8 protein-coding genes are annotated in these 18,069 nt (G+C 42.7%); all 8 read right to left on the reverse strand.

Features of this window, described 5'->3' with window-relative positions; translation table 11 throughout:
* Positions 1-112 precede the first annotated feature (112 nt).
* The 8 genes from H6G77_RS20645 to H6G77_RS20680 all read right to left on the reverse strand — a co-directional run bounded on the left by H6G77_RS20645 (position 113) and on the right by H6G77_RS20680 (position 17,912).
* Positions 113-727 carry a hypothetical protein gene (locus H6G77_RS20645; protein ID WP_190592291.1) on the reverse strand — a complete coding sequence of 205 codons (615 nt, stop codon included), beginning with the start codon at positions 725-727 and terminating at the stop codon, positions 113-115.
* Between the two features lie 94 nt (positions 728-821).
* Positions 822-1,700, reverse strand: a complete 879-nt coding sequence (locus H6G77_RS20650; RefSeq protein ID WP_190592290.1) for a hypothetical protein — start codon at positions 1,698-1,700, stop codon at positions 822-824.
* 611 nt (positions 1,701-2,311) lie between these two features.
* The gene (locus H6G77_RS20655) at positions 2,312-3,826 is read right to left on the reverse strand and encodes a thioester reductase domain-containing protein (RefSeq protein WP_190592289.1); all 1,515 of its coding nucleotides are present in this window, start codon (positions 3,824-3,826) and stop codon (positions 2,312-2,314) included.
* Positions 3,827-3,841: 15 nt separating this feature from the next.
* A complete protein-coding gene (locus tag H6G77_RS20660; protein ID WP_199331582.1) occupies positions 3,842-5,488 on the reverse strand; it encodes a PfaD family polyunsaturated fatty acid/polyketide biosynthesis protein in 1,647 nt (548 codons plus the stop codon).
* Between the two features lie 237 nt (positions 5,489-5,725).
* Positions 5,726-9,022 carry a type I polyketide synthase gene (locus H6G77_RS20665; RefSeq protein WP_190872597.1) on the reverse strand — a complete coding sequence of 1,099 codons (3,297 nt, stop codon included), beginning with the start codon at positions 9,020-9,022 and terminating at the stop codon, positions 5,726-5,728.
* Positions 9,023-9,219: 197 nt separating this feature from the next.
* Positions 9,220-10,599 carry a polyketide synthase gene (locus tag H6G77_RS20670; RefSeq protein WP_190872598.1) on the reverse strand — a complete coding sequence of 460 codons (1,380 nt, stop codon included), beginning with the start codon at positions 10,597-10,599 and terminating at the stop codon, positions 9,220-9,222.
* Positions 10,600-10,755: 156 nt separating this feature from the next.
* Positions 10,756-12,486, reverse strand: coding sequence for an SDR family NAD(P)-dependent oxidoreductase (locus tag H6G77_RS20675; RefSeq protein WP_190872599.1), 1,731 nt, complete (start codon positions 12,484-12,486; stop codon positions 10,756-10,758).
* A 101-nt stretch (positions 12,487-12,587) separates the two neighbouring features.
* Entirely contained in the window at positions 12,588-17,912 is a 5,325-nt protein-coding gene (locus tag H6G77_RS20680; RefSeq protein ID WP_190872600.1) for a type I polyketide synthase, read from the reverse strand.
* Between the last annotated feature and the right edge of the window lie 157 nt (positions 17,913-18,069).

Genomic DNA, 18,069 nt, shown 5'->3' on the forward strand with positions numbered 1-18,069 from the left:
AAAATCAAATATGAATTATATATCTGATTTTAGGTTTTGCTGAAAATCTTTATGGTTGGCTATATGAAGTAGGAAAATGTTTGGTTAATTAAAACAAAAGTGTCTTATTCTTCTAGATTTTTATACTTCTGCGTCGTTTATACAAATTCACTTGACTATGGATTTGAGTACGGGAAAGTAAGAGAAATATAGTGAAAGTTGAGCCAAATAAATACAGTGGATAAACTGAGAGGTTAAAAGACCAATTTTTAAGGGCAAACAGATTGAGTGTATGCGCCAACAGAAATATAGACCATGTGAAAATATCTTCTGTATGTGGTTGATAGTAGGATTTTCTGATGGTTGGTAAAGCTCCTAAAAAATCAATGCAGATATTGATCATGAGAGCAATACTAGGAGAGCTAAAACGCCACCAAAGGATCAGACTAAGACCAGCAGTTAATAGACACCATCGGTCAAAACGATTCCAACCACCTTCACCATATTTAATCCCAAGAATAGCAATCGTCAAATGACCAATTGCAGAACACACCGGAACCCAGATTGTATTAACCGCACCAGAGGAGTAGTAGCTAAAACAAAGAATGAACCCGACAACTGTCCAAATCCACCAAGTAACTCTGTTAGGTCGAGTTTTTCTTTGATAGATGCTAAATATGTAGGGTAAAAAGCCTAAAAGTGAGAGAAACCCGGCGACTATACCAATGACTTCTTGCCAATGAAACATGATTTGTGATGAATAAGTAGTAGATGCAAGTTGAGAAAATTTCTACATCAACGTCAAGAGTGAGTATATGCACCCTGGAGCGATCGCCAGCAAGTTATACAGAAACTAAATTACCTGTCTCTAGAGGTTCTAGCACTTGCAGACATTCCCGATAAATTTCTCTAAATAAACGCTGCTGTAACTCTGTAAATGCTTGATAACCTTCAAGCACCCACTCCATAATTTGCTGCTCTGACTCAGGCCGATACTGAACTACCATATTCAAGGCTTGTAAAACATGGTCAAAGTGTCTGGCTTCTGCGCCGGAACCTTCATGTTTACCGTGGATGACAACATAACACCAAGGATCATAACGATGACCCCGAATGGCGACGGGAGTAGTTTTCTCTTTGAGGTAGCGGTCAAATCCTACGCCTTGATTTTCATAGCGGATAATCATATCCAATAGTGCATACTCGCGATCGCCCAACATTTCGGAAGCCGTATGAAATCCCAGAGAACGAATCAAGGAAACAGCATCGCCGGGAGTTCCTTGGTAGCCAGCTATGACAGCTTGCACAATGTCGTCCAGCCAAACTGGAGTCTGAGAAAGTTGGTTACGTTCCTCGACGGAAATTCCTGCATAGTCTCCTACTGTCTTTAACAGTAATTGAGCCAATTCTCGATGGGTGATACCATAAGCTCCTTCATCAGACGCAGCAATCATAATCTCAGCAGAAATTTGAAAGCCGCGATCTGCTTCTTCAATCACCGCAATTTCTGGATCAGTAAATAAATAACGAGACATCGCAATTGAACTCGCAAGCCGAGAAATTACTGAGGATGTGTAGCCATTGAAACAAGTATAATGTTGCCAGAATACATACAAAGCAACCGGATTATGTGCAACCAGACGGATAGTAGACGCTATTGTCTGTTCTAATTCGGCAAAGTCAAAAGCTTGCTTAAAAAAAGTTTCAGAGAAGATTTCCATCAGCTAGATTACTTCAGAATTAATACCAAAGTGTGTCAGGTTTAATAGTGACATTAATGTAGTTTTTGACTACTTTGGTTTACATCAGTAATCTAACTGCTTTTGATACAAATACTCAATTTCAGTATTTGCAACTTCAAAAATCAAACCAATTTAAAATAAGTTCATCTAAAGCTTATCTAGACTAAATTTAACAATTCAATTTTTATCCAATCTTTATATAAAAATGTTCAACATACTGCCGTGTTGCTGAAAACATAAAATGAATACTGAGTTTTTATTGTAATTTGTAAAATAAAAGTACATATATAAATCAAAACTAAAAAATATAAATTTCTTGTGAGCAAAAATTTTAAGAAATAATATCCTTAATATTAAGATTTGATGTAAATTGACTTGATGATAAACAGCAATATTCCTGATATAGCATAATAAACCAAAAACCCAGTTAGATAAACAACTGGGTTTTGTATTTTTAACTAATTATTTAGCAGTTATGTGGCTATTTATTACATTTATTCACAAGGCTAGTTGATTGTTAAAAATATGTTTTTAACTGCAAATAGCCAACATAAACAAATGTAATATTGCGATACATAACAAGCAAAATATTACAAAGCGACACTCAAGAAGCCGCTTTCGATTAAATAAGCTGTGTAGGTCATAAACAACTTAGAATCGATTGGTGGACAGGAAATTCCACTACCCTCTAATGCCTTCACTGTTGCTTCACAGCTAATTGTGGGTCTTCTTGTTTGCAGATACAAATCAGGAATTGTGACTTGTTCTTCAGACCAGCGTTCTAACAAGAATGGGCGCAAGGTATATAAAGGATTATCTGGTGAAGCAGCATTTTTAATCAACTCTGCTTGCCATTCATCGTAAGGGAGAATTTGCACGGGATAACCGAAAGAACTCACCCACTCAACTAAGAATTTTAAAGAAACTGGGTTGGGATGTTGTAAGTGGAAAGCTTTACCTATCGATTCTGGTTGCATTGACAGATAGACGATCGCTTTACTTACATAGTCTACAGGAGACATATCCAACATATATTCTACATCTGGGAAGCTACCCATTTGCAGACAACCCTTGACCATTAAGTTGATAAAGTCGTGGGTGTTACCGATACCTGTGTTGCTATCTCCAGCGATTAATGGTGGTCTGTGGATTGTAACAGGTAAACCGCGATCGCTGGCAATTTTCACCAACTTCTCAGCCACCCATTTGGTTTGAGAGTAACCGAGGAAAATACCTTCCCAGTGGCTAAAATCATCATCTTCCTTCACCACCTTACCCGCGTAATAAGGTGATTCAAATACAGCCACACTGGAAACGTAATGTACCGGCTTGACCTTGATTTGACAAGCCAAGCGCAATATTTCTTGCGTACCTAAAACGTTAGCAGTTTTCAGTGCTGAGTAAGGATAAACGTAGTTCAACAAAGCAGCACTGTGATAGATGGTGTCAATGTTGGTTGCTAACGCTTGGAATAGTTCTGCGCCAAGGCCTAACATTGGTTGAGACAAATCACCAATTACAGGAATAATGCGAGGATCTAACTCATCCTGACCAATTCCATACTGTTCCAGGTTCTTTTGCAGCTTGTTTTTACCGTCTTGGAGGCTGCTGGCGCGTACCAAGCAATACAATTCTGCGTCGGTTTGTTCTAGCAGTTCCCGGATGATGAACGCGCCTAAAAAGCCAGTGGAACCTGTCAAGAAGATTTTCTTGGGTTTGTCGATAGGTGTGTAAACAGCACCGCCAGGATTAATTGTGGGGTCGAGGACTACTTCAGCTTGTAAATCGAGAGTAGGGATGTCAGTAGCATGATTCCCACTGCTTTGTTTGATAATTCCTGTATCTTGTACATCAGATTGTTCGACTAATTCCTCAGCTAAACGCTCTGATAAAGATGCAATATTGGGATAATGCCACAACAACAAAGGAGATGGTTGAAAACCCAGTAATTCCTCTAATTTACTTACTAGAGTCATTGCTTGTGCTGAGTCTAAACCGTAGTTTTCGAGATTTTCGTGGATATCAATTTCGTCAGTTTCTACACCTACTAACTCAGCGAGGTTAGACACCATCCACGCTTGAATATCTGCTGCACTATAAGACATTGTTACCTCTTCCAATTATTGACAAACTTCGGGACGATACTGAGTGTAGTAATCGGGTATTTGCAAACCTTGAATTTTTAAATTTTGGATGCGATATAAAAATGCTGCACCCTGCATAATCTGGTCAGCAACATCCACAACTGAGCGATTTTGAGGTTCAGCTAAATAAGAACCGCGCACCCAGTCATTAAAACCACCCATCGCCGGGCCGCACCAAATTTGATAATCAACTTCTCGACCTTTTTCACCAGCAGTAGACCAACGAGAAGATAAGCCTAAATACCAACGGAAAATCAAAGCCATCTTCAACTTAGGATTATTCACAGCTTTACCCAATTTTTCAGGATTTTTCTGTGATAAATAAGCAGCCGTTCCTTCCCAAGCCTCAGCAATAGTTTTCCGAAAAACTTGTTTTTCTAACTTCTCTTTTTCTGCCGCCGGGATTTCTTCAATTGAGTTATAAGTGCGGTACAATTCGTACAATTTTTGCGCTCGCATCGGGAACATCGTACCCCGTTTTAGCACTTGTACTTTCACACCCATTTCAAACATATCGCCTGCGGGAGCCATAGTTACATCAGCCATTTCTGCTTGTGCTAATAGTTTTTTAGTATGCTCACAAGCACCAGATTCAACACAAGCTTGATTGATTGAACCAGTAACTACATAAGCAGCACCCATCATAAAAGCTGCTAAGGTTGATTCTGGGGTCGCAATTCCCCCGGCTGCACCAACTCTAATTGGTTGGGAATAATGATATTTAGTTTGAATTTCATCCTTTAAAGCTATGAGTGAAGGAAGCAAACAAATCAACGGACGGTTATCAGTATGTCCGCCAGAATCAGCTTCCACAGTAATATCATCGGCCATTGGTACTTGTTCTGCCAATTTTGCTTGTAACCCAGTAATTAATCCTTGTTCAACTAATTCTTTGACAATTTTAGTTGGGGCTGGCTGCATAAATTTACTCGCAACTTCGCGGCGAGAAATTTTAGCGATGACCTTATTTTTAATGATGATTTGATTGGCATCATTTAAACTTAACCCAGCCAGTCGATAATAAACAATGTTGGGTGTTAAATCTAAAAATGCTGAAGCCTCTACCACCTTCACCCCATATTTTAAATATAAATCCACAGCCCGACGTTCAATCGCCATATCATTAGGACTGTGAATTAAATTAAAAGCATAGGGGCCATTTGGTAAAGCTTGTTGAATTTGTTGAATTGCTGATTCTATTCTTTCGGGAGGTAAACCACCTGCACCAAAAGAACCTAAAATTTTCTCTTTTCCTAAAGCAATCACCATTTCTTCGGAAGCGATACCGCCAGCCATTGCGCCAGTCATATAGGCATATTTCACGCCATAGCAAGCGAGAAAACTAGGGTCGCCTAACTGTTGTAGAGAAATTGGCGCAAGAGAAGCGATTAATTCTAATTGGGAAGTTGTGTTATTATCAGCAGGATATAAATATCCTTCATTTGTAATGCCGATTTTACCTGCAATTTTGACAAGATAGCAAGGTTTATCTAATAGCAGTAATTTATTTTTGATGGCTTGCTGTTCAAAGGATATTGTTTCTAAATTGCCTTTCCAAACAAGATTATGATTGTAGGTATAGGCGGAGAATCTTAAGCCATTATCTTGGGTGCTGAGTGGCATATCGAAGGTCGTCACAGTAGTTATCCCTCGGATTGTTAATCTGGTTTTTTTATCTCACGCAGAGACGCGGAGGCGCGGAGAGTGTGAGAAATATTTTGAGTGATATATGGTTTTATCTAATACTCTTTTCCTCTGCGTCTCTGCGCCTCTGCGTGAACTTTTTAAATTTAGGAAAGGTCTAAGAATAAAGTGTGTTAAATCTTTATCCTTAAACCATGAGGTAACGTGCATTCAAGCTTATTCTTTGAGCAAATCTTCCGCGCAAACTAATTGCAATTGAATAATTTCACGCATCTGCTGACTAAAATCTTGCCGTGCTTGTAAAAAAGCTGTATGTGCTTGAGTTATCCGAGCATTATTAGCATTCAGCTTTTGACAGTGAGAGGTATTTAACTCCAGCATTCTGATTAGGGTATTTAAATCTTGATTGGTAGCAGATGCTTGTGTCGGTGTGGCGATTAACTCAGAAGATTCTACTTTTTCTGCTGCTGTAAAACCGTGTTCAATGATATTTTTCATTGAAACTTCTGCATTTTGCGTCAAAATTTCACCGCCTAAGATTTTATGTGTATCTTGCAGGGATTTGATGATATCAATTTCATCGGGTAATGGTATATTTGAATGCAGATTTTCAGATTGAATACCTTTAGCTTTCCCTGGCAAATCTTGGAAAAGTTTGCGGTTTTCTTCAGTCAAAATACTGGCGGTTATTGATTCACCACCGACTGTCACAGTGCGTAGTGTAGCTTTATTTTGTTTGGGCGCAGGTGTGAGGTTGTAGAGTGGTGATAAATCTACAGCTACGCGATGGCTGAGAAGTTTTGCTAGTGCTTTGACAATGGTAGTATGGTCATCCATCCCCCGGCGGTTGAGGGATACGGTGATGTGGTCTTTGTCTTCGAGAATTTTATCAATCCAACGGGAACATACACCACCCGCACCAGCTTCGATGAAGATTCTCGCACCGTCGTCGTGGAGGCGGTTAACTAGGCGCGGAAAGTCTAATTGTTGGCAAAGTCCGGTGGCGATGCTGCGAGCGATCGCACCACTCTCCAGTACAATAGGCTGATATTCAGCCGCAGAATAGAAGGTAACACCTGCTAGATTCTGGGATGGCAAAGTATTTAATTTAACTAACTCTCCATACTCCGATCGCATCGTTTCACAGTGGATAACGTGATCAAAAGGAGCCGTAAAAGAGTTACATCCCAAGGCGGCAATGACTCGCTTACAAGCCGCAGGTTCACCAGCAATTAACACTTCTTCCGGTGTATTAATTTGCGTGAGATAAACTTGTGGCTCGTTCTTGATGGCTTCTTGTACCTGTTCAGGACTCGCCATCAAAACGAAGTTACCCCAAAAGTTCTTGTCTGAATTATCTGTGTTTGGCAAACCCCAAAACTCGCGCACCGCATTTTTTGGGCCTGATAACCTATTTCCAAATAACGCCGAGGAGTTGAAGGAGTTACTACCTTGGAAAAAATCATTCCAAACTCCTTGGGCTACCATCATGCTCGTTTCACCCAAGCTGTAGCCAAATACGTACTTCGGCTTGAGTTGAAAGTCATCACAAATAACCGTGGTAAGCAGTCTGGTAAAGAACATTTCTGCTTCAAACATTGCTAAAGAATCATCTAGCAATTGCTTTTCTAGAGTCTCTAGCTGTCTGAGGGATAACTTACTCAAACTTCTGGGAAATACTCTTAGTTCTACATCCGCTACCCGCTTATTTAGACTCTTCACCATGTAGTCGTTGAAGATTCTGGGGAACAGGCGGAAGAGATTCCGACCCATACCGACATAAGAGTTCACAGCAGCCGGATACACATAGGCAATTTCGCCATGCTTTCCAAGAGGTTTCGGTGTGAAATAACTACCGATAGGTGTTTGCCAGTCTGTGCCTTTTTCAAACGCCGTTTTGACACCTTTACGCGCTGACTCAATTTCTTTGAGGAGTTCTTTTTTGTTCCGTCCGTTAATGGCGATGGCGTATTGCGCCTGGGGGTTGGCTTTGTATGCAGCAAAGGCTTGACTAGCACAGTCTGATAAAGAAGAACTAGTTTCAATGCTCTTTTGCAGACTATCTAGAGCCGCAAAAATACTATCCCTGTCGTTAGCAGTTATCGGAAACAAATGATATGGCATTTGTTCCAAATATCGGCTAGGGCGGTCTTCTTGGGTGGGGTCTTCTGAGATAATCACATGAGCAAAAGTACCATCACAACCCAGACCGTTAATTGCTGCTATCCGACGGTCAGAGTCTTTACCCAAGAACCAAGGGCGAGATTCTGTAGCCACATAAAAAGGACTTCCTTCCCATTGTTGTGGTGCTTTCACACCTGACCAGTTAGGAGTAGCAGGAATATAGCGATAGTAAAGACACAACGCTGTTTTGATTAAGCTGGCAATTCCCGAAGCTACTTGAGTGTGTCCGATATTGGCTTTGACGCTACCAATAGCAGAGTGCAAACCATGACCTACTGATGGGTATGCTTGCAATAAACCTGTAATTTCCGTTTCGTCTTCTTGGGGAATACCACTAGCGCAAACCTCTACATATTTCACCTGAGAGGGTTGTACACCTGCACTCTGAAAGGCTTCGTTAGCTGAATTGACCAGAGATTGTCCGATACTGATAGCATCAATAGTGGCATAAATGCGATCGCCATTCTCTTGCGCCACATCGTAGCGTTTGAGAACCACTACACCCGCGCCTTCACCCACATTCCAACCGTTGGCTTTTTGGTCATAACTCAACGTATTGACACCAGTGTTAATCTTGGCGGTTTGATTGCGTAACAATACATTCTCTACACCACCAGCCAAGTCAACAGCACCAACAATGGCTGCGTCTGCTTCGCCAGTCATCAATAGCATTTGCGCTACTTCTAAAGCTCTAAAAACCGAAGTTTCTACAGCCGTGAGGGTGAAAGCAGGCCCGGTAAAGTTCCACAGTGAAGAAATACGACTCGCCATGATGTTAGCGATGTAGCTTAGGTATTCACCAATCTCTACTTGTTGGTGAACGCTATCTTTAACGATGGTTTCTAATTGAGCAATCTTTTCTGGTGGTAAAGTAATTTCCGCCGCATTCAAACCATCTTTGACTTGCCAAGACAAATCCCATCTTTGCTGTAGCTGGTGGACAGATAACTCTGTTTCAGCAGCAATAATTACTGCAACATTACCACCTTCTGGTAGGTTTGCATCTTTGATAGCGCGTTCTGCAACCTTCAACAGTAATAGTTGTTGGGGGTTAAGTTTTTCGACTTCGTTGGGAGGAATTTTATAGGCTAAAGTATCAATTTCAAAGTCTTTGATATATGCTCCGACTGGGGGTTTACCTTCAGCTAAACCGTAGTCTTGGAGTAAGTCTTTTTGTTCGTTAATGCCATACCATCTTTTTTCGGGTAGAGGTATGAAGTGTTGTTTACCGTCATAAATACTGCGTTCAAAAGCGTCTAAGTTATGGCATTCTCCGAAGAAGGCATCCATGCCAATAATGGCAATTTTGTTTTTATTATCTTGGGTCATTATTGAGTACCTAAACAGAGTTTATAACGAACCGCAAAGGACGCAAAGAGCGCGAAGGAAAGAGGGAATAACGAACCACAGAGACACAGAGAGAAGTTGCGTGCGCGGGTTCCCCGCGTTGAGCAAACTTCGGGAGAACACAGAGTTAGAGAGACAATAGGTAATTTTATAAACTTATCTAGAAATCTCTAAAACTCTTATTTCTTTGTGTCCTTTGTGTCCTTCGCGGTTTTTTCCAAAATGATGTGAGAGTTAGTTCCACCAAACCCAAAGGCGCTTAAAGCTACACGTTTAGTCGAATTATTATTAGGCCAAGGTGTTGTTGTTTTAACAATGTTTTTAGGAGAAATAACAGTATTTTCTGCACCGATGGGTTCATCAATATTAATGGTGGGTGGAATTACACCATGATTCAGGCTGTAAATTGCTTTGGTTAAGCCAACCATTCCAGCACCTACTAACAAATGACCAACATTTGATTTAGCAGAACCTATTAATGGTGATGCTTGGTGTTTACCGAAAAAGCTTTCTACAGAATTACATTCGGTGGTATCGCCTAAGAGTGTGCCTGTAGCGTGACACTCTAGATAATCAATGTCTTTGGGGCTAAGTTGGGCTTCTTGATAAGCTCGTTCGTAAGCGAGGATTTGTCCTTTGGCGTTAGGGCTGAGTAGGTGTTTGCCTCTACCATCGTTGGAGAGTCCATTACCGCAAACAGTAGCGAGGATATTATCGCCATCTCTGACAGCATCACTGTAGCGTTTGAGAACTACCATACCGATACCTTCGGAGGTTACTAAACCGCGTGATGCTTTATCTAGGGGACGGCTAATTCCGTTTTCTGGATATCCTTGAATACCAGAAAAGAGCATTCGTAAGAATAGAGGATCGGAGCAACTAATAGCACCAGCTAACATCAAATCAGCTTTGTGTGTCTGTAAATAGTGTGATGCTAGTTTGATGGAGTAAAAGGCTGAGGAACAAGCTGCATCTATACAGAAATGAGTGCCTGATAATGAGAGAGATTGAGCGATGAGGGCGGCGGGTAAGCCGGAGATCATCGCGTTGTAGGATGATGGTTTGCTGGTTGGGGGGATGGCTGCTAAATGGAAATCTTGGTCTTGGAGAAGTTGCGCGATCGCACCATCAATTGTGCGACGATAAATGGGGGATAATAATTGATTGGAAAGTTTTGTCGGTAGGGCAAGGGTTCCTAAAATTACGCCGCATTTGGCGAGGGCTTTTTGATTACCTAAATAGCCACTATGTTGCACTGCTTGTTTAGCTGCGTAGAGTGACCATTTAAAGGTGTTATCTAAGCTATTTACTAAGGTTGGCGGTAAATTATATTCGCTGGGGTCGAATTGAAAGTTGCGAATAAATCCACCTTGGAGGAAGTAAATTTTTTCCGGTTTGCCTTTAGCAGTATCGTAAAATATTGTGGGATCAACGCCAATTTCGGCAAGTGTAACTTCTGAGGTTGAGTTTTTTTGTTCGGTGATATTCTGCCAAAATTGTTCGGGATTATTTGCGTCGGGAAATAGGCAGGATATACCGATGATGGCTATTTTTTCCACTGTTGTTGTCCTCGTTGGGGTGGGCTTTTGGATTTACGTTGTTCCCCGGAGTGGAAATTTGTTTCGCGCAAAGGCGCAAAGGCGCAAAGAGATATTACTATTTTAAACGCAGAGGGGCGCGGAGGGTTATCGGCGTTTATCTGCGTTTATCTGCGGTTATTTATTCATCATTCTCATAGGCCAAATTACTGCTTTGGCTCCGAGGATGCGGGAGTAAATTTTACCTTCGCGGTCGTGGATGTAATAGTCAGAGGTTACGCCTGTTGCTGTTTTTGCTTTAACTTCGCAAGAAACGTAGAAGATTTCATCGCAAGGTAAGGCGCGGAATTGTTCGGAGTGGGTGAGTTGTCCTGGTAAGCATATTTCTTGATGGAAATGGTTTAGCCAAACCCATAATGGTTGTGTGCTTAAATCATTACAGTATGGGTTATGCCAATTGATAGGAAATTGCCCTTGCGTTTGGGGTGAGATTGATGCCCAATAGCATTCGGTGGTGATTTTTTCGGGGGTAATGTTAATAACTCTGGTGATTTTTTGGAATGCTGGGCCGTGGAATAATGAGGAGCTATCTTTTTGATAAAAGTCTTTACCAGTGGTGGTGATGATGTTATCTTCGCTGAGGTTTACTGATTCGTAAACTGGTGCTTCTGGCATTTTCCGCACGATTTTAATATTGGCGCGGAAGTGATAATGGGTTTTGCCTTCTGGTGTTTTACTTAAGATTGTGGTTTGTAATTCGACAAATTCCGATTCGCTTTTGGCGAGTTCTTGAACTTCGAGAATGTGTTCGCTGATGTTGGAGTTAGCGAAGGTAATTCCTTTGAGAACTTTGAATTCTTTACAACTTAAATAGCGATAACCTGGATGCAATTCTTCACAAGCGTTAATCATCCAAGACATGGCGCAGGTTGCTGGTAATACGGGAGAACCAGCAATAACATGATCATATAAGAAGGGATTTGCTTCTAATACGATGCGGCGACGAATGCGGTAGCTTTTAAGTTCTGCATCTAAGGGTGCGGGTGGGCGAATTGTGGGGCTACCGATAACTACTTGGGTGGAGTCATGGTGTGCTGGATGCAGTTCATTGACTAACATTTGTGCGCCGATATCAATGGGGATAATATCAATTCCCCGTTCGGCGAAGGCTTTTTTGAGTTCTGGTGTGACCATCCCGCTATCCCAACCGCCCCAGTTGATAGCAACTACGTGACAATTGGGATGCTTTTGTTTGAATAGATGGGCTGATTTGTTGAGAATTTCGTTAGCGATCGCATAATCAGATTGCCCAATATTCCCGTAAAATCCAGTTACGGAGGAGAACAATACTAATTGTTCTAGTTGATTGGGATTAACGCAATTCAGTAAATTTTCTAAGCCTTGAACTTTGGCTGTATAAACTTTTTCAAAGTCTTGGTCAGTTTTCTTTTCGATTAATTTATCGGCTAAGTTACCAGCACCGTGAATAATGCCAGTAATCGCTCCGGTACGTGCAACTGTGGCTGCTAGTTTTTGTTGTAGTTCAGCAACATTTGTCACATCAGCACTCAGATATTCAACCTTTGCGCCTGTTGCTTGAATTTCTGCTATCGTCTGCTTAATTTCTCGACTGGAAGCAATTTTGTTATATATTTTCTGCACACTCATGGGTGTAGGTTTCTCACCTTGAGCGAGCAGATTTTCCATGATGCGTTTTTTTAATGCAGCATCTTCAAAACAATCTTTGGCGAAGTCTGGTTCGTTTTCTAATATTTCGGAACGACCGAGCAGAATAAATGTACAAGGTTGTTGTTGTGCAAGTTTTTTAACGCAGAGGGAGGTGATTCCTTTCGCACCACCACTGACGAGAAATACTGATGAGGAACGAACCTGAGTTGCTGTTGTCATATTTGTTTGAATTTGAGAATTTATTTAAACGAACCGCCAAGGCGCAGAGGACGCGGAGAAGAAGAGTTTTTCTTTGCGCCTTTGCGCCTTTGCGTGAGGCATTACTTAATGGAAGCCTTCAACGTAACTCGCCCTTGGGAACCGTAACCCACTTCATTGATATAAAGATTCGAGTCGCACAGTTCGCCAATAATATGTTCAGCCGATTTTTGTGCATCTATCGCCGGACTCAAATCAATGGAGCGAGCAAATACTTTTGGCCATTCCCATCTTAGAGTTTTAGTAAGTCCAAATAAACCACCTGCGATCGCTCCATAATTGGTGTTATGCTCTAACCCAAATGCTCCATCTAAGCGCACGACTGTTAAGAAGGAACTGCGGGTGTAATTGGCGGTTTCGGTAAGAGCTTTCTTCAAGTATTTCGCTACAAAGAAGATATGCTTAACTATGGCTTTGTCTTGTTCTACAGCCTGGGGATGGATGTGAATGAAGCTGCCAATTGTACCAATATTAGTTGCGATCGCGGATAATTTGTGTTGGAGTAATTCTTCACTCATATCTGCGAGGGTGATACGTTCTACACCAGCAGGTAAGGGTGCTTGTTGAGCGATGATGGCTTGGGGGAAGCTTAATACTACTACTTTCCAACCGCGATCGCACAGGGTTTGGACTAGGTGGGAGGTGGTGAGGGAGCCATCATCTGTGATTAAGCAGATGTGTCCCTCTGGCAAACTGAACTCTAAGCTGTCTGGTAGTGGGAGGATTTTTAGTTGCGCGGGACGACGCGCAACGTTTTCGATTACTTGGACTGGCTGGAAGTCCCAGTTAGAATCAGGCTTTTTTTTTTCACCCGCAACTAGGCGTTGCAGATACTCAACTATTTGACCGATGGTTCGCAAGTCACCTAAGTCTTCGACGTTGGGTTTGGGTAGGTTGGGGTACGTTTCTTGCATTGCTCCCAGAATTTCTACCCGTTTGATAGAGTCGATACCTAAGTCCGCTTCCATGTCCATTTCCAGTTCCAGCATCTCGACTGGGTAGCCAGTTTTATCGCTGGTGATGGCTAGAAGTGTTTGGGCGATATCTGCGTAATCAGTGGTATCTTCTACTGTTTCGACAACTGGAGTCTCAGCAATTACTACTGGTTCAGGTGCAGTTACTACAGGCGCAACTGGCATTTCTGGTGCGACTGGTGCGGGTAACACTGCAACTCCGACATTAGCACTTCCAGAAGCATTAGATTGCAGATATTTAATGATGTCGCCGATGCTGCGTTTTTCTGCTAGTTCTTCTAAGTTGGGCTTGGGTAAGTTAGGATACATTTCTTGTAATCCACCCAAGATTTCAACTCGTTTGATGGAGTCAATACCCAAGTCGGCTTCCATATCCATCTCTAATTCGAGCATTTCGACTGGGTAGCCAGTTTTATCGCTGATAATAGCCAGCAGGTTTTTGTCTAAGTCAGAGACATCAACAGCAGGTGCAGCTATAACAGGTGCGCTAACTACAGCTACAGGCTGAGGCGTAGGAATTGGAACAACTGGTGCAGGTGTTTCAACTACAGGTGTGGGCGTGAAAGCAACAGGCTGAGGCGCAGATGCAACCGCTACAGGCTGAGGTGCTGGTGCGACTGGTGTTTCAATTACAGGCGCAGGCGCAACTGCTACAGGCTGGGGTGCTGGTGCAACTGGTGTTTCAACAGGTTTGTGACCATTACCGTTACCATTGCCATTTTTCGCTACAGGCTCAACTACTGGAGCGGGTGCAACAATTTTGGTGGTTGCAGGTACAGGTGCATCACTGACAGAGGTTGGTTCAACTGCAACACCACCAGCAATCAACTGTGAATATTGTTGCTGAATGAGATTGAAGAAATTTTTGGCGTATTCTACCTGTTCCAGAAGATATTGTTCATGGATGCGGAGAGTTTCACCTTGTTGGGCGTGAAACTGCATCATACTGCGTTCGACACCTTCCATCACCACTAGCTTCAGTTGCGCTACCTCTTGGGAAGACTTGGCGTTAGCGAACAAAGCGTTTTGCTGCTGCATCAGTTGGAAGAATGCTTTGGTATATTCCATCTGATGATTGAGATACTGACCGTGAGTTTGTAAGTTATCAGATTGATTCTTTTGGAATTGAGTCAGCAGATACTCTAAGCTTTCTAGCATTCGCTGGTAATTTACCAAGTTTTCAGGTGTTGGCATATCAGTTTCCTGGGCTAGTTTCATATTGAGTGCTGAGTGCTGAGTGCTGAGTGCTGAGTGCTGTACACTGAGCGAAGTCGAAGTGTGAGTGCTGAGTGTTGATTCTGGTGAAGAATTCTCAGTCTTTTCTTCACTTGTGGGCGGAATCTCTTGTAACTGGTCTTTCAACTCAGCACTCAGCACTTTCAACTCAGCACTTTGTAACGAAACCTTATGTCCACTCTCCAACGCTTCCTTAAAACCGTTTCTAGTTTTCTCCGAAACGTAGTTAATCCCATTGAGACGCACACTCAAAGTTTTCTTCTTCTCAGCAGGTAATACAGGTTGAACTTGATAAGGGTCAAGATTCTTCAACTGCATCCCAATGACGCGCATTTGTACTGCTGCTTCCCGCAGAGAACGATCGCTGTTCTTCTGAGTGCTAGGATTCAAGGCGATGGTAATATGAGGGCGATCGCCTAAAATATCCTTAACTAAGTTAGTCAGAATCCTTTTCGGCCCGAATTCCACAAAGCAAGCACCGCCAGCCGCGTAAATATTCTCAATTTCCTGTTTAAACAGCACCGAACTTGCCAGGTGAGTTTCCAGGATGCGCTGCATTCCCGTGGGGTCTTGGGGATAAGGCTTGCCAGTAACATTGCTGAAAACTGGAGTTGTTGCGGTATTGAATTTGACTGATTTTGTAGCGATCGCAAAGGACTTCTGGGCAAAAGCAATCAGTGAAGTATGAAAGGCTGCGGAAACAGGCAACGGTACAGCCGCATATCCCTGTTCTTGCAAAGTCTGACGCACTTTAGCGATTTCTGCGGTCGGCCCGGCCAACACTACCTGAGTCGGAGAATTAAAGTTAGCAATGGATACTTGCGGGAACTGCTTGAGTATAGGTTCAATTTTGTTGATGTCTTCTTTGACAGCCAACATCGTACCAGCGTCGTGGTCTGGGTCTTCTGGTGCAGCCATCGCTTGACCCCTAGCTTTCACTAAGAACAAGTAATCTGCTTCACTTAATACACCCGCAGCCCACAATGCTGTTAGTTCACCAAAGCTATGTCCGGCAACGAAATCAGACTTAAACCCAGCTTTTTGCAGGATGGAATACAACCCAGCACTAAAGACACCAATTGCAGGTTGCGCGTATTCTGTGCGTTGAAGTGCTGCAACTTGAGCATTTTTCTCTGCTTCTTCAAATGTCGGGCGCGGGAAGACAATTTCTGAGAGAGGCTGCAAGTTATCTTTTAGCAACAAGCTATCCATGTAACCATGTAACCGTTGCATCTCAGGGAAGTTCATCACCAATTCCCGACCCATTTCTAGGTATTGGGAACCTTGACCAGAGAACAGGGCGACAACTTTACCGCCTAATTCCATCCCAGAGGCGCGGTAGTAAATACCTTGGGGATGTTCCCAAGATGCGGCTGCACCTTTGAGTTTCAACCAGTCAATGCTGATTTGCAGCAACTTGCAAGCTTCTTGTAGGTTTTCAGCAACAAAACCAACTCTCGCCGCAGTTTGGGGAATTTCTAGTGATTGACTATCTTGCACCAACTGAGAAAAGTGTCTGTCGCCGCCTTCTGATTGCAACTTCCATAAATCTGCTTCACACTTGCTGAGTAGTTGCGCTGGGTTAGGCGCAAACAGCAGAATTTCTTGGGGTGTGCTGTGTATGCGGTAAGGTTTATTTTGTCCCGCTTCGTATTCTTCTAAAACTACGTGGTAGTTTGTCCCACCAAATCCGAAGGAACTCACACCCGCACGTCTTGGCGCGTCGCCTTCCGCCCGTATCCAAGGTCTGGTTTCAGTATTGAGATAAAATGCCGAGTTGTTAATGTCGAGTTTGGGGTTCGGCTCAGTAATATTAATGGTTGGCGGTAAAATTTTGTGATGCAGTGCCAAAGCAGTTTTAATTAAACTTGCCGCACCCGCAGCCGCTTTGGTGTGTCCGATTTGGGATTTCACACTACCTAAAGCGATGTGCTGCTTTTTCTGGTCGTGTACCCCAAAGAAGTCTCTTAAAGAACCGAACTCAGTTGGGTCTCCAGCCATTGTCCCCGTACCGTGGGCTTCCATCAGACCGACGGTAGCCGGAGAAAAACCAGCATCTTCGTAAGCGCGGCGTAAGGCTGTTACTTGCCCTTCTTTGCGGGGTGCATAAATACTCTTGTAGCGGCCATCGCTGGAAGTACCGATGCCTTTAATTACGGCGTAGATTTTATCGTTGTCTCGTTCCGCATCTTCTAGACGCTTGAGAACAATCATCCCGATACCTTCACCCAGCATCATCCCATCAGATTTCGCATCGAATGGTTTAACACTTTCACTGGGAGAAACCGCCGGGGTTTTGCTGAAGGAGATGTAAGCCATGATGGTGTTGTCTGTATCTACACCACCAGTCAGCATCATATCAGCACGATGTTCGACTAGTTCGCTGATAGCTAATTTCAATGCACCGAAGGAACTAGCACAAGCCGCGTCAACTACACAGTTAATTCCGCCGAAGTTCAAGCGGTTGGCGATGCGTCCAGCCACAACGTTAGCCAGCATACCAGGGAAAGCGTTTTCATCCCACTTGACGTAAGCGGCTTTAATTTTGTCAACGATTTTTTTGGTATCTTCGTCAGACAAACCACTGCTTTTAAGAACCTTTTCCCATATCGGATATTCTAAGCGTGCAGCCAGTGGCATTCCCAACTGTTTAGCCATCGCCACACCGAGAACTACCCCAGTTGTTTCGCGGCTAAACTCACGAGATTCACCATAGCCAGAATCTTCCATTGCTTCTTTTGCAACTACCAAACTGAGTAATTGCGAAACATCAGTTACTTCTAAAATGCTGGGCGGAATCCCAAATTCCATCGGGTTAAAATCAACCTCTGGAATAAAGCCACCGCGTTTACAATAAGTTTTATCTTCTGGGGTTCTGGGGTTGGGGTCGTAATAATCTTCTACGCTCCAGTGAGAGGGCGGAACATCAGTAATACAATCGATTTTGTTAATGATATTTTGCCAATATTCCCGCAAATTTCTGGCTTTCGCAAATAACGAAGCCATGCCCACAATAGCTATAGGATTTTGTTGCAGTTGTCTGTTAAGTTTGTTAATCGACATTGGTTTGTCTGTCGTCATCTTTTTTTCCTCTATATACCGAATCAAAGTTTTTTCACAACTGTTGATCTGGGCTTCTAATTCCGCCAAAGCAGTATCAATTGAATAAGCAGACATAGGACATAGACAGTTTTTAATTACTGTGGATTGTGAAGCTACAGTAGTCTTTGTTACCCATCAAAAATCATCTGTCTGTTGTGACAAGCAACTAGCTATCCTATGTATGAAGGCTAAATGCTTTTTTCCTAACAAACACTACACAATACAAATGAAG

It is taken from the genome of Aulosira sp. FACHB-615 (genome assembly GCF_014698045.1).
In the GTDB taxonomy this organism is placed as follows: Bacteria; Cyanobacteriota; Cyanobacteriia; order Cyanobacteriales; family Nostocaceae; genus Nostoc_B.

Coding starts and splice junctions, on each gene's coding strand:
- H6G77_RS20680 (WP_190872600.1), bottom strand. CDS start 17,912: ATGTCTGCTTATTCAATTGATACTGCTTTGGCGGAATTAGAAGCCCAG.
- H6G77_RS20645 (WP_190592291.1), bottom strand. CDS start 727: ATGTTTCATTGGCAAGAAGTCATTGGTATAGTCGCCGGGTTTCTCTCA.
- H6G77_RS20655 (WP_190592289.1), bottom strand. CDS start 3,826: ATGTCTTATAGTGCAGCAGATATTCAAGCGTGGATGGTGTCTAACCTC.
- H6G77_RS20650 (WP_190592290.1), bottom strand. CDS start 1,700: ATGGAAATCTTCTCTGAAACTTTTTTTAAGCAAGCTTTTGACTTTGCC.
- H6G77_RS20665 (WP_190872597.1), bottom strand. CDS start 9,022: ATGACCCAAGATAATAAAAACAAAATTGCCATTATTGGCATGGATGCC.
- H6G77_RS20660 (WP_199331582.1), bottom strand. CDS start 5,488: ATGCCACTCAGCACCCAAGATAATGGCTTAAGATTCTCCGCCTATACC.
- H6G77_RS20675 (WP_190872599.1), bottom strand. CDS start 12,486: ATGACAACAGCAACTCAGGTTCGTTCCTCATCAGTATTTCTCGTCAGT.